This window comes from Streptomyces sp. NPDC018029 (genome assembly GCF_044327655.1).
In the GTDB taxonomy this organism is placed as follows: Bacteria; Actinomycetota; Actinomycetes; order Streptomycetales; family Streptomycetaceae; genus Streptomyces.
This window is the reverse complement of record NZ_JBIRFV010000001.1, coordinates 372,091-385,707: the sequence shown is the minus strand read 5'-3', so window position 1 is coordinate 385,707 and position 13,617 is coordinate 372,091. Positions and strand designations below refer to the sequence as shown.

Annotated in this window: 9 protein-coding genes, 1 pseudogene and 2 CRISPR repeat arrays (1 of these 12 only partly in view); of the genes and pseudogenes, 2 read left to right on the top strand and 8 right to left on the bottom strand. The window is 67.6% G+C overall.

What is annotated here, in order from left to right; translation table 11 throughout:
• Window positions 1-182: 182 nt before the first annotated feature.
• Together ACH4D5_RS01665 and ACH4D5_RS01660 are read left to right on the top strand one after the other, a co-directional pair.
• The gene (locus ACH4D5_RS01665; protein ID WP_398297461.1) at window positions 183-416 is read left to right on the top strand and encodes a type II toxin-antitoxin system VapB family antitoxin; all 234 of its coding nucleotides are present in this window, start codon (window positions 183-185) and stop codon (window positions 414-416) included.
• Window positions 413-820 (top strand): PIN domain nuclease, encoded by a 408-nt coding sequence (locus ACH4D5_RS01660; protein WP_398297459.1) that lies wholly within the window; start codon window positions 413-415, stop codon window positions 818-820. Before ACH4D5_RS01665 ends, ACH4D5_RS01660 begins: the two co-directional genes overlap by 4 nt.
• Window positions 821-1,022: 202 nt before the next feature.
• Here the strand turns inward: ACH4D5_RS01660 and ACH4D5_RS01655 are convergent.
• The 8 genes and pseudogenes from ACH4D5_RS01655 to casA form a co-directional block, all read right to left on the bottom strand.
• Window positions 1,023-1,240: pseudogene (locus ACH4D5_RS01655) on the bottom strand (IS110 family transposase); the annotation flags it as partial.
• Window positions 1,241-1,263: 23 nt separating this feature from the next.
• Window positions 1,264-1,962: a CRISPR direct-repeat array (repeat unit 28 nt; unit sequence GGACCACCCCCGCACGCGCGGGGACCAC).
• 122 nt (window positions 1,963-2,084) lie between these two features.
• Entirely contained in the window at window positions 2,085-2,444 is a 360-nt protein-coding gene (gene cas2e, locus ACH4D5_RS01650) for a type I-E CRISPR-associated endoribonuclease Cas2e (protein WP_398297457.1), read from the bottom strand.
• The gene (gene cas1e / locus ACH4D5_RS01645; protein WP_398297455.1) at window positions 2,441-3,394 is read right to left on the bottom strand and encodes a type I-E CRISPR-associated endonuclease Cas1e; all 954 of its coding nucleotides are present in this window, start codon (window positions 3,392-3,394) and stop codon (window positions 2,441-2,443) included. Before cas1e ends, cas2e begins: the two co-directional genes overlap by 4 nt.
• Entirely contained in the window at window positions 3,391-4,113 is a 723-nt protein-coding gene (gene cas6e / locus ACH4D5_RS01640) for a type I-E CRISPR-associated protein Cas6/Cse3/CasE (protein WP_398297454.1), read from the bottom strand. The genes cas1e and cas6e overlap by 4 nt, the downstream gene beginning before the upstream one ends.
• Entirely contained in the window at window positions 4,113-4,922 is an 810-nt protein-coding gene (gene cas5e / locus ACH4D5_RS01635) for a type I-E CRISPR-associated protein Cas5/CasD (RefSeq protein ID WP_398297452.1), read from the bottom strand. Before cas5e ends, cas6e begins: the two co-directional genes overlap by 1 nt.
• Window positions 4,919-6,154 carry a type I-E CRISPR-associated protein Cas7/Cse4/CasC gene (cas7e, locus tag ACH4D5_RS01630; RefSeq protein WP_398297450.1) on the bottom strand — a complete coding sequence of 412 codons (1,236 nt, stop codon included), beginning with the start codon at window positions 6,152-6,154 and terminating at the stop codon, window positions 4,919-4,921. The genes cas5e and cas7e overlap by 4 nt, the downstream gene beginning before the upstream one ends.
• Before the next feature lie 63 nt (window positions 6,155-6,217).
• Window positions 6,218-7,060, bottom strand: a complete 843-nt coding sequence (casB, locus tag ACH4D5_RS01625; RefSeq protein ID WP_398297448.1) for a type I-E CRISPR-associated protein Cse2/CasB — start codon at window positions 7,058-7,060, stop codon at window positions 6,218-6,220.
• Window positions 7,061-11,698 (bottom strand): type I-E CRISPR-associated protein Cse1/CasA, encoded by a 4,638-nt coding sequence (casA, locus tag ACH4D5_RS01620; RefSeq protein WP_398297446.1) that lies wholly within the window; start codon window positions 11,696-11,698, stop codon window positions 7,061-7,063.
• 888 nt (window positions 11,699-12,586) lie between these two features.
• Window positions 12,587-13,617: direct repeats of the CRISPR family, unit length 29 nt; unit sequence GGGACCACCCCCGCATGCGCGGGGACCAC; it runs 473 nt beyond the window's last position.

Genomic DNA, 13,617 nt, shown 5'->3' with positions numbered 1-13,617 from the left:
CGGCGAAGTGGTCCCGTGTTTCGGGTTGCGGCCGGGTCAAGGGTGTGGTGACCGTACCCGGACCGGCGGGCGTCTCTCGGTGATCGAGTCGCGTTTGCCCTCTGCGTGATGCCTCCGCAGGGGCATGTTGGTGATGTATCGTGGTTATGTACATCACGTACTCTCGGTGAGGGGTGGCTGGTATGTCTGTTACTCAGATCGATCTCGATGACGAGGCACTGGCCGAGGCGATGCGGCTCATGGGTGTCTCGACGAAGAAAGAGACGGTCAACGGGGCTCTGCGGGACTACGTGGCGCGCATCAAGCGGCTGGAGGCTGCCGAGAAGCTGGCCGCGCGGGGTGAGCGGGGCGAGTTCGAGGCCGCGGCTGCGGCGCATGCTGCTGCTAAGCGTGCCCGGCAGGCAGCCTTCGAGTGATCACCTACCTCCTTGACGCCTCCGCCCTCTGGCATCTCTTCCGCACGCCGGGGGCCTTGCTGCCCTGGGAAGGGCACATCGCCGCGGGCGTGTTCCATATCTGCGAACCCACAAGGGCAGAGTTCCTCTACTCGGCCACCAGCCCGGCCCACCGCGACGAGTTGACCGGGGAGTTGGATGCTCTCTGTCAGTTCTCGCCGGTTCCCAAGAATGCGTGGCGGTGGGTGGAGACTGCGCAGTACAAGCTCACCCAGCAGGGGCAGCATCGCGCCGCCGGAGCCATCGATCTCCTGGTGTGCGCGACAGCGGCCCATCACGGTCACACGGTGCTCCATGTGGACAACGACTTCGCCACAGTGGCGGCGGTCCTCAAGGAAGTGCAGCAGCGGGACGTTCGCGCTTGACGGTGTCGGGGGTTGCTTCTGGGGGCCGCGCGAGGCGGGGATTGGTCAGGCCTTGACCGGGAGCACCTGAGGTGTACGCGCGGGAGCCTGGGGCACGTCTCGGGAGGTGCCGACCGGTCGCGGTCGATGTTGGGGGGGGGACCGGTAAGCCCCTGTATGGCAAGGCAGTTCTTCGGCCAGGTGGGCCCTCGGGGCCCCTATGACTTTGGTGCTTGCCCTGGGCGATCTTCCTGTCCACGTGGGACTGGGAGACCGGGACGGTCAGGGCGGCGAACCCGGAGCGGAGATGGAGGGAGAAGGCCCTCTGAGCTGTTTGTTTCCGCTGCGTAAGGGTTGTCAGCCTCGGATTGAGGAACCCAAACCCCTCGTTGCTGGAGCCAGGCCGGCGTAGGCCGCGAGGTAGGCAGCACCGGGAAAACTGGCACAGTCTCCGAGTCAGGTACTCGGCCAATCCTGCATGTGCGGGGACCACGCGTCGCTAGGTCGGCGCGCCGACGGCACGCGGGGATCGCTCCTGCATGCGCGGGGACCACAGGCCGGAGGTCCGGCCGAGCGGCAGCTCCGGGGGACCACCCCCGCATACGCGGGGACCACTTCACGCGGCGGCTCGTGACCACCCCGTCCTTGGGGCCACCCCCGCATGCCGGGGACCACTCGGTGGAGGGCTCCAGGCCGTCGGCGCCGAGGGGACCACCCCCGCACGCGCGGGGACCACAAGGCGGGCAGTTACCGACTGAGAGGCGGACAGGGACCACCCCCGCACGCGCGGGGACCACCCCTTAATGCGTTAGCTGCGGCACCGACGACGTGGACCACCCCCGCACGCGCGGGGACCACCCGCGCGGCCCGGGCTGGTGGTACGAGCCCAAGGGACCACCCCCGCACGCGCGGGGACCACATGACGCAGCAACCCAGAACGGCGAACTTCCGGGGACCACCCCCGCACGCGCGGGGACCACCATAGAAGCTCGAGAGCCCGCCGCCTTGGCTGAGGACCACCCCCGTTCGCGCGGGGACCACTGGCGGCGCCGCACCGGCACCAGCGAAGGAGAGGGACCACCCCCGCACGCGAGGGGACCACTGGCCCCGCGGTCGCCACGACGGTGCCGCTACGGGACCACCCCCGCACGCGCGGGGACCACGCGAGTGACCTGCATGCCTGTGGGCAAGGACGCCCGATTTTGCTTACTAACCAAGATTTCGGCATAACGTGCAAATGGGGCTTCGTGTCTGTGTGGGAGGACCAGGCGGTCCGTCGTTCTTGTCAGCCGCCGAACCGTCGTCTCTTCGACGCCTTGCTCCATCCCGAGCGAGGTGGTGACGGTTGACGGTTGTCGGAGTGAGGAGTGGTGAGGGACGGGCGGTGGATCAGGGTCAGGCCTTCGTGGTCCATCGGGTGCCAGGCGTGGTCGTGGGTCTTGAAGGCAAAGCCTTGTTCGGTGTCGGTTTGGTAGGCCAGGAGGGCGCGGCCCTGGCCGGAGTACTGGCGTACTTCTGCCCACAGAATGTCTCGTACGCGCGCTGTGGGAGCGCCCAGGAAGACGCCGGGGGAGATCTCCAGGAGCCAGCGTGTGAGGAACCCTCTGAGTCCGGAGGGGCAGTTGGCGAGCACGATGACCGTCACCAGATCGGTTCCTCTGCGCCGTAGTTGCGTCCGCCTTCGAGATGGGTGTCGCCGTCTGACTGCACGGTCGTGCGGTCCTCTTCGGTGTCCATGGCCGCACCGGCGCCCGTGTGGCCGAGCAAGTTCTTGATGTCGCGTACACAGCGATCAAGCAGGTTCGCCCGGTTGATGCGGTCCCGCAAGGCCCTGCGGGTTCGGGAGGCGACGTCCTCCGCTCCCTCCGCGGCTGCATCGAACGCTGCTGGGATGGCCACGTCTGTCTTATAGAGGTCCGCGATGTCGAGTACGAAGGACCGTTCGTTGCCGGAGTGCACGAACCCGAGGGCGGGCGAGCAGCCCAGGGCGGAGACGACGGAGTGGGCGACGCCGTACATGCACTGTGCTGCCGCGGTGACCGCTTGGTTGGGCGGATCGCCTGCCGAGAAGTCCTCTCGATGATATTCGCGTCGTCGCCATGGGACTCCGGTGCGGGCCGCCTCACGTCCGTAGCACTCCTTGAGTCGACGTCCCTCCATGCTCAGCAGTTCCTGGCGGGAGTGTCCGGCGGGGTCGTCGTGCGGAAACCGGAGACGGTACATCGCACGGGCCACTTCGAGCCGGGTACGTCGGTTTGCCCAGGCGGTGGCCTGTGCCTCGGCCAGTGCGGACGAGCGGCTCAGAGCGCGTCCGCCCGCGTAGAAGCGCACGCCGTGCTCGCCGACCCATGTCACGCCTGCTCCGCACTCGCCGAGCAGGGTCATGGCCTGGTGGGTGACTCGGGTGCCGGGACCGAGGAGCAGTATGCCGATGGTGGCGGACGGAATGTGGGTCACACCGTCCGCATCGGTCGCTGTGATCGCGTTGTCGTCGCGGTGAATGGTGCATCGCTCCAGGTAGATGAAGGACAGTCGGTCCCCGACCCGGGTGAGTTCACGGGGTGTGGACGCCGGCCTGCGTCCGACGGTGCTCACTGAGGGGCCACCGGGGCGAGCGTCATCAGTCCGCAGCCGTATGCCTTGGCCTTGCCGAGGCCGTGGGTGAGGGTGCGGCGGAAGGCTTCGGGATCGGTGATCCGCAATCGTCCGTCGAAGGTCACCCGGGTGAATCGGACGTCTTGGCGCGGTCGTTCTGCCCCAGGCCGTCGGAACCGGAGCGGCAGCTGGTCCCGCACGATCAGTTCGTACTCGTCGCCGAACTGAGTCAACTGTTTGCCGGGGGCCTTGCGCAGTACCTCGAAGCCCGCCCCTTCCTGGCGCTCCAGCAGCCAGCGCAGCTGGTGGCGTGGTGTGCGGTGGGCGGTGCGATGGGTGCGGGCGCCTGGTCTGTCCTGGGGCAGACGGATGTTGTGGACAGGGTTGGCGGTGAGCCTGAAGCTCCAGGTGTCTTTGGCGGCGAGGGCATCGAGGAAGCCGGTGTAGGCGAAGGTGGCCCAGCCGGGTTCGGCCAAGGTCGGCCAACCGGCCTGCTCGACGAGGTGCGTCAGGTCGGGCCGGTGCGGACTGACGATGTAGAGCTGGGTCCGTGCCTGGTGGTCGTTGTCGAGGCGCCACAGGACACGTGGGCCCTGGCCGTCCCGTGCCGGTGGTTCGGGGAAAGCCATGTTCACGGCGCCGTGCATCAGGTGGGGCGAGCCGAGGAGGCGACGCGCTCCGGAGCGTGCGGAGTTGAAGCGGAAGCGGGTCAGATACATCAGTGGATCCTCGGCAGTCCGGATTCCGGTGGTGTCATGTCCGGGGGCCAGGCGGAGGCGGACGGTCCGTCGGCAGGTGGGAGCAGGCTGGTCGGTTCGTGCGGTGGGGAGGAGGGTGCGACACCTGGCGGGGGTGTGGGGGGCTCGGGCCGTCCTGTACGTACTCCGCGCAGACCGTACTGGCGGTGCCGGGGATCGAAGCTCAGCGGAATGTCCCGTACCGAGAAGTCGGGTACTTCGGCGGGAGGACAGTCGATCAGTGTCTCCAGGGCCGGATCCGAGCCAGGCACACCGCTGTCTCGCCGGCGTGCAGTGGATTGCCTGACGTACCAGTTGGCCGCCTGCCACGGGGTTTCGCGCAAGGCCTCCTCCAGCGGAATCTCCTGGGGCGGGCCGATGGTGATGGGGCGCGCCGGCGGACATGACCGACGGCCGAGGAACGGAAGGAACCGCGGGGCGAGGAGCGCCTCATAGAGTTGTCGGATCAGACGGTTGTCGCCTTCGACCCCGGCCAGGAAGACCGCGTCCGCCAGGTAGAACCGCTCGGACAGCGGCATGGCCCGGCCCGAGACCGAGTGGTGGGCCGTGTGGAAGTCCCGCACCCGGGTGCCTGGCTGGTCGATCCTTACACCGAACCGCAGTGCCGCCAGGTCGGACAGGTCCTCTTCCCGTCCTCGGCCCAGTGCTGCGGCGAGCAGCCCGAGGACGCCGCTCTTGGTCGGGGCGTTCTCCGTGCTGCGGCGGGCGAAGCGGGCCGCGGATCCCCACGCCTGCAGAGGCCCGGCCAGCCGGAGCAGCAGGACGCTCATGCCGGCGACCCCGGCGACCCCGGCGACCCCGGCGCTCCCAGCCGCTGCGCGACGGCGTCCTCGACGGCTTTGGTGAGGGTGCCCAAGGTGACCCCGGTGCCCAATTCCGCGAGCGCCCGGGTTTCCTCGCCTACGCGAAAGACCCAGGTCGGCTGGTCGTCGGGGACCCCGTACTGGCGTTCCAGGTCGGGAATGTAGGCCGCGAGACGCTTGCAGCTCTCCCGGACGTAGCCGCCCTCGGTGCCCTGGCGCACTGGTTCTTCGAACGCGCCGACGAAGCTGATGGGCCGCTGCGAACGGAGTTTGACGATCACGGCAGCCGGCAGTGTGTGATTGCCGAAGGTGTTGATCTTTCCTGTCGGCAAGGAAGTGATGAACGCTTCGAGGAAGGCGCTCGCCGCCTTCTGTGCAGGCGTCGTCGGGTGTTCGTTCTCCTGGAGTCCGGCGCCGAGATTTCGATGGAGTTCGTCGATGTCCACCGCGGCATACCGGTAGAGCGTCGCCGAGTTGAAGTCGATGGTGCCGATCATCCCGGCTCCGGATGCTTCGTCGGCGCTCCGGTCGTCCACGGCCGTGAAGTAATCCGATTCGATCTCGGAGGGGTGCACCCCGATCGCGTGGGCGACCTGGGTGGCCCCTTCCACATTCAGGCCGGGTGAGTCGGCGACCATACGACCGAACAAGGCGATGTCCACGGAGTGGCGGCTGTCGACCGCATCCCGGATGCGGGCCCTGTACTCCTTGTTGTTCTTGAGGACCTCTTTGAACGCCTTGAGGTCGCCACTGGGGCTGCCCTCCAGAGCGAGCACTGCCAGTGCGTCGAGCTGACGGCCGCTGAGGAACATCAGATACGAGGACTCGGGGCTCGGCTCGCGTTCTGCCTCTGCTCCGCCCTTGCCCCGGCTTTTCGGCGTATCGATCTTGGAGCCGGTAGCGGCACGCATGACATCAGCGGCCAGTTCGACACTCGTGGAGGCTTCCCATGACGGTTTCAGCTCCGTGATCCGCTCGGCGAGCGCGTCAACGACCTTTTTTGTCCGTACGCCGAGTTCGGACGGGGGGAGCAGGTCGGCGAAAGCCCTCCGCGTAGCCCGCTTCCACGCCTGGCTGGAGACACGGGCCCGCCGTACGCCACCGTAGACGGCAGATTTGGGGGTGCCCGTCTCGTCGCGATTCAGGTTGCTGGGCGGCACGGACTGAAGAATGTGGATGTCAAGAATGGTGCGTGTCAACGAGAGTTCTCCCTGTGAGTGCCAGCACATGCAGTGACGAATGCCGAGTTGTCACCCTGCTCGCTAGTCGTCGGCGTTGAGTAGGTCGTCGAGGCCGGCCCTGTTGTCTCCGTCAACCGCGGGACCTGCCTCGCTGCTGCGGGATCTTCGTTGCGCGGACAGGTGGAAGTCGCGGCCCCAGGTCCGGCGGACCTCGGCTTGACGGGCGGTGTCCTGCCAAGCAGCCAATTGGTCGGCCAGTCGCGCATAGTCGAGGGGGAGCCGCGCGCCACGGAGCAGCAGCACCATTTCGCGGAGCCTGGTGCCCAACATCTCAAATGATGTGGAAGTGCCGATCCGTACGAACCGTTTACGGATGGGCTCGTTCAGCTCCTCGTTCAACTTGACGACGGACGTCGTGGGTTGTGGTTCTCCACCAATCGACCGCCCCTGCGCCAGGTGGCGGACGGATCGGCCCAGGCCCCAGTCATGCGCGTGCATATTGGCGTCGCGGATGGACTGTTGATGGAGCGCCCACAACGTGATCGCAAGGAATACGGCTTTCTCCTCGGCGAGTTCGCGCTGCTCGCTCCAGTAGCGTTCCTCGGCGGAGTAGTACTTTGCTGACGCTCCGTCCCCCGGCTCGACGTCCTCGGCGGAGTCGTGCTCCGCTCGGATGGCGGACAGCTCCTCCAATCCGTCGTTGCCCCAGCTCTCGGGCGCTTCGTGCACGGTCTTGCCGACTCCCCGCCGGAGACGGGCCAGGGCCGCTGCGGCGCTCGATTCCTTCTGTCGGTACAGGGCCTGCAGGCGCCCTATGCAACGGTCGGTGGCGCGTCCTGGTGCCTGCAGGGACGGACGAAACAGCCCACCCCCCGAAGATGACCGCGGTGTGCTCTTGGGCGGTGACGGCATGTCGTCGGTCATTCAGTTACCTTCGTTCGGGTCTTGTCGCGGTGGCGGTAATACCTGGTTCAGCCGCTGTCGGAACAACACTTCCGCGCGTGCGTCATTGACCCAGAGACGCCCCGAGCCGGGAACCGTGGCCACCCGGCCCTCCGAGGCGGCGGACCCCGCGGAATCGAGTAAATCCAGCCCGAGCCGCGTTATCCGCTGTCGGACAGTGGCCTGCCAGAGCCTCCGAGCCTCGTGCGGGTCGGTGCCCGGACGCAAGGCGGCAAGCCACTGCCGGTACGGCCCATCCAGCGCTCCGAAACCGAGGTCGCGGGCGGCATCGCTTGCGGGATCGGGGTTCGAGCCCACGGCACGCGCCAGGTTCCCGGCCAGCTGGCCCAGCGCCGTCACCGCGCCCTGCGCGTCGTGCACCGCATCGACCGCTGTGGCGCCGAAGTCGGGTTTCTCCTCGTGCAGGAGGACCACCGGCAGGACGACCGAGTCATCCACGATCTCGTCCACCACGGACTGCTGCGTGCCGTACACCGCGCCTACGAGCCGCACCCGGATCAATGACGTCTGATCGATGAAACCTTCCGAAGCCAGCATCGAATACCAGGAGACGACTCCGGCGGGAAGCGATTCCGGAGTGCCGCGCCCAGTGTCGTCGCCGGCCGAGCGCCGCGCCGGCAGCAGCGAGCCCAACCCGCGCCAGGCCGCCCGGCTCGGATCGTGTTGGCGCGGCATGTAGACCAACGGCCGCCCCTGCTTCTTCTCCTGTGCGGCACTGCGCCTCCAACTGCACATGGGCTCCCGCTTCCAGGGCGCGTGCGGAGTCAGCGGGTCCCCGTACCCGAGAACGACACCGCTCACCTGCTCGCCGTCGACGTGCAGGCGCAGGCGCCGTGACTGCCAGGTGTACAGGTCACGCAGCCCGACCGGGCCCCGGGCGAGTCGGCCTGGGTCGGCGGCCCCTGCCGTGGACGGGGGGTGTCGCCAGGCGGGCAGGTCCCTTTCTTCTTGCTCGACAATGCCCTCGTCGAAGGCAATCAGGTTCAGGAGCAGGGTCTGGTGCAGGGTGATGCCCTCGGCATGGATACCGCCGAGATTGCCGAGGGAGCCGACGCCGAGCGGATACACCTTGCCGGACTTGGCCCGAGGGTCCCCCACCATCCCGGACTTGATTCCCGAGGGGTCGTAGGCGTGAGCGTGTACCAGCCAGCGCGCGGCCTCGGCGTAGGAAAGCCGCTCAACGCCGGGATTTCGCATGGTGAAGAAGGGCTCCCCGTTCGGCACGTCGGCGACGAGGCGGTTGAGAGAAGCTATTTCTTCCTTTGCTGTGGTCAGGCCGGACACCTGATAGAAGGGCGCATCCGCCTGGAACAGGTCGAAGCGGTCCCGGTGCCGATCGAGGTAGCCGGGGACTTCGCCGAACGGGTCCTGCGACTCCCACAACTGCGCCCAGTCTTCGAGTTCCGCCGGACCGTCGACCGCGTCGTGCAGAATCGCCAACAACAGCCTCAGCAGGGCGAAATCCTGAGTCGGAAGGTCACCCACGAGGCGACGCACATCTCGGGCCTGGGCAAAGATTTCCGTGAGTGACAGCTCGTCCATGCTTCCGTCGAGGCGCTGGACCGGCAACCACGCGGATGTCACGAGGCTGAAGGAGGGAGGGCCCTGGAGAGGAGGGCGCGTCGGTGGCACGGGGCTCAGCTCCTTACCGGTGACGAGCGTGGGGACCGACCGGCGTGCTGCCCGATCATCATCGACTTCCTCCGTCGGTTCGGCCTCGTGCACTGGCACGGTGGGGGCACGTGGCGCCTCGAAGGCGGTCTGCACCCGCAACCCGTCGTCGACGCTGTACCTGAGAACGAAGCCTGACAGACGGGTCTGACAATCCTCGTCCAGAACGAGCAGCAACTCGCCTGCCAGCAAAGGGCATTCCTTCACCTGCCAGGCAGGGACCATGAAACGCTCCAGCTCACCGATGGTCCGATCGATCGCACCGGGATGGGTGAACAGCCGAGGCAGAGCGATCACGCTCGCGGCGACGGCCTCGGCGGTCCGACGGTCGGGAGGGAAGTCCGTCGGCAGCCTCAGACCGCCCTGCCCGCGGGGCAGCCAGGGCACCGTGGCAAGCGTGCCATCACGCAATCGCTGCACCACCATGACCTCCAGGCTTTCCTGGCTGTCGCGCACTTGCGCTCTGCCCTCACGGGTGTCGTCGGCATCGCCGGCATTGGCACCGAGCCAGCCGTAGATCGGGCGCCCGGCCCGTCTGACCGGACCGAGCAAAAACGCCTCTGCCTTCTGCCGCTTGTCCGCGAGAACGCGGAAGTGTTCCGCCTTCGCCGCGCTCAGTTCCCCTGCCCATCTCGGCGAGCCGAGCTCGGCCTTACCGTAGGCGGCCTGAACGAGGGGGCTGATGTGGTGGGGAAGCACCAGCTGTTCGCCGTCGAGATGTGGCCCGAGCACGGCCAGGCACCGAAGCAGAGCGTGCCGTCCGTAGATGACCTCCGAGCCGCGCACGGGCTGTGGCAGATCCGGCTCCCACGCGGCACCCGTCACAAGGCAGCGGGCCATGGCGAGCCGCGTCGGGCGCTGTCGTGGGTGTCGGTGCAGTCGCCCCATGCGCTGGAGCATCAGGTCCACCGGTGCCAGATCGGTGACAAGCAGGTCGAAATCCACGTCGAGTGACTGCTCGACCACCTGGCTGGCCACCACGATGTGTGGGCCAGTGGGCCGCTTTCCGTCTGGCCCAAAGACATCCCGCAGTTCGGCGTCCCGAGCTGCTCGGTCAGCGGCCAGGAACCTGGAATGCGTGACCGTCACGTGCTGTGCACCGAACCGCTCACGCAACCCGTCGGCCGCATCCAAGACGCGCTGGACGGTGTTCCGCACGACCAGAGCGCAGCCGCCGTCCTGGAGCTCATGCATCAGCCGGTCGGCTAGCTGGTCAAGATCGTCGTCCAACCGTTCCAACGTCACATCCGTATGGCGCTCCGATGCGCCAGGAGGCTGTACAGACAGGACAGGGGCACCTGGCGCAACGGCGGTGATCAGAGGGTAGGCAGCGGAGTCCGACCTCATCGTGCCATCCGTGACCGCTTCTCCTGCGTAACTGGCCGCCAGCGCTCGCCTGCGGTCGGCAGGAAGGGTCGCCGACAGCATGATGACCGGAACGCGATACGCGGCGAGCCACTCCAGAACCCGGTCGAGGTATCGGCTCATATAGGCGTCGTAGGCGTGTACTTCATCGATGATGACGACCTTGCCCGCCACCGCCAGATGCCGCAGTGCCAGGTGTCGGCTCTTGAGCCCGGCGAACAGCACCTGATCGATGGTCCCCACCGCGAACGAGGCGAGCAGTGTCTTCTTCCGCCCCCGTAACCACTGATGAGCCTGTAGCCCGGCAGGTTCGGAACGAGGGGACCGCACCCCGCTCAGCTGCTGTGATCGATCCGGCTCGACCGCTGCGATGGTGCGATGTCCCCGGCGCAAGAGACCCGACCAGACGTCGTTGAGCGCTGCTTTCGCATGGGCCAGGGCGATCGTCGAGGGACCGGAGTCGGGCAGGTGATCGAGCCAGTCCAACAACCGCGGGAACATGGCATCACCAGTCGCCCGAGTGGGTAGCGCCACCAGACAACCACCGGCCCCGCTCCTGGCGGCCAGGATCTCCGCAGCCGCGAATGCCGCTTCGGTCTTGCCTTCACCCATTGGGGCTTCGATCATCAGCAGCCCTGGAGAGGGCATCTGGCGCGCTGCCCGAACGGCCTCGCTCTGTACCGGTCTGATCTGAGCCTCGACGGGGAGAGCGAAGCGCTCGGCGAACAGTGATTCTGCGGAGCGGTCAGGTTGCTCAGGCTCCCAGGGGCCCGGCAGGTCCAATCCCTCCCAGGCTGCCGTGAGACGGCGGGCTTCGCCTACCGGGCCGATCGGATGCCAGGAAGCCGGATCGTACGGGAACAGCTCAGCGGAGCTGGCTATCCAGTCCGCCAGGATCACGATCGCGGTAAGGAGAACTTGCGCGGGTTGCGTAAGTCGAACATTCTTCCAACCAGGTAAATACCTTGTGACGCCCGCTAGTTCAGCGCATCCGTCCATCAACTCGTACTGCACGCTGCGCCACAGGCTCTCGGCATCGCCGGGGTGGCGCAGGAGCCAGGGGCGGAGTTGAAGGTCATGAATCTGCTGGTGCTCGGGCGGCGTGCCGTGATGCCCGCCTGCCACTACAGCAAACTGTCCGGACACCCTTGTGGTCATGCCAAAGCGCACGCTGAGCCATTCCTGGAGCAGCAACTGCCCGGCGAGCCCATGCGGTGCTGTGTGGCGATCGGTTCCATATCGCGCGGCGGTCGGCATTTCCAGGCCGGCAGAGCGCATGCGATCGGCGAGCGAATCGACTTGGCACGCGAAGGCACAGGTTGCCTTGCCGACGTCATGGGCTCCCGCGAGGAACATCACGAGCCGTCGTGCACCGCTCTCACCCTCTGGAAGACCTTTGGCCACAAGGGATTTGATGTTGGCGGGCAGCCACACATCCCAGAGCTTCCCGGCCACGCCGGCGCTGTCGGCCAGGTGCCGCCACAGGGGCAGATGACCATCGGTCTTCGGGTCGTGTTTCGCCCAGGGAGTGCGGGCAGCAGGGGAGAGCTGCGCGAAGGGCACGTCACCTTCCGGGAATTCTTGAACCACAGGTGTATGAAACACGTCCGAGCCCTCACGGAGACGGTTTTACAGAAGAAGAGGGGCTTGAGGGCGGCTGGCTTAGTAAGGCGCCGGGGACGCGTCGAAGGCCACGTCGGGAACGGTCGGCACCACGCGGCGTGCCGGATGCCGACCGAGGCGGCTCCGTCAGGCCTGAGTGCTGCCCAACGTTGGCTGCGTGATCACCAGGACGATGACCACGACCACGACGGCACCCCATACCCACGAAGCGTATGGGGAAGGTGCGGTCGGGCAGGCTGCGAGGAGCGCCGCGAGCACAGCGTAGAGAGCGGCGAACGGGTCGGCGGGGCCTTCTGAGCTGCGGCTTGGACGTAATACCATGATTGCGTTCCTACGATCGTCAGGTGGATAGGGACAGGCCGGGCCCGGCCTCCTCGCTGACACGGGGAGGTGCAACGGGTCCGGCCGTTTTCGTGAACGGGCCTGCTGCGAGGGCTGGTTGGGGGGATCGTATATGGGGGGCAGGTGGTTCAGTCTGCGCTTTGGAAAATTTGCTCGTAATAAGAGAGATCCCCAGTTGATGCTTCCGAACGGGCTCTAAACAGCGTCCTGTGTGCGCGGGGACCACAACGGGCCTGGCTTGGGCGGCCGGGAGAGTCAGGGGCCACCCCCGCATGCGCGGGGACGCGCCCGTCTAGGAGCCGGAGGGGCAACCCCCACGTACGGGGACCACCGCCGCACGTGCTCACGTGTAAGTGCGCGCATCGGACCACCCCCACATGTACGGGGACCGCATGTGCCTTTTCCTCGGTGTCCGGGCATTCCGAGGACCACGCCCGCATGCGGGGGGACCACCATCGGAATCCTGTTCGGCATCGCCCTGCCTGGAACGGGCCCCCCGCATGCTCGGGGACTCCCCCTCACGCTCGGGGACCACCGGCGACACGATCACATCCCACAACCCCACCAGGTCCCCCGCATCGCGGGGACCACTCCTGCCGGGCCCGCTTGACGGCCGCGGCAGCGGGACCCCCCGCATGTGCGGGGACCACGATGGAGCCGACGTGATCGACGCCCTCAGCACGGGGCCACCCCCGCATGCGCGGGGACCACGGCGAGCGCGGGTACGGCTACGGCATGGGGATGGGACCACCTCCGCATGCGCGGGGACCACCCACGGCGAGCTGGCGCGGTACATCAACCCGACGGGACCACCCCCGCATGCGCGGGGACCACTCGGTCATCGACTCGATGAGGAGCACCGCCTCGGGACCATCCCCGCATGTGCGGGGACCACTCGACGTGGATACGACGCTCGCCGGGGCGGTCGGGACCACCCCCGCATGCGCGGGGACCACAAGCCCTCCCCCACCGCCGACCCGGGCGAGAAGGGGCCACCCCCGCATGCACGGGGACCACGCCCGCTCGAAGATCATCGCGGCGCTCGCCAGGGGACCACCCCCGCATGCGCGGGGACCACTCTTCGTCCGGGTGCAGCACGCGCACCTCGTCGGGACCACCCCCCGCATGCGCGGGGACCACCAGCCGTCCGCGCGGCCCGGGGTGCCCCACACGGGACCACCCCCGCATGCGCGGGGACCACGTGGCCCGGTTCGTTCGGCCCAGACCGGACGAGGGACCACCTCCGCATGCGCGGGGACCACCCAGGAAAGCCCTGGTGGGCATTGTTCTCGACGGGACCACCCCCGCATGCGCGGGGACCGCCGCGGCCCGGCCAGGGCCTGCGCCAGGAAGTAGGGACCACCCCCGCATGCGCGGGGACCACTTGGCACCGAAGAACAGCTGAGTGGTCAGCTCGGGACCACCCCCGCTGGGCGGGGACCACCGACCATGGGCGTCCGCGACGACATGGTCATGGGGACCACCCCGCATGCGCGGGGACCACCCGGACCCCCAGC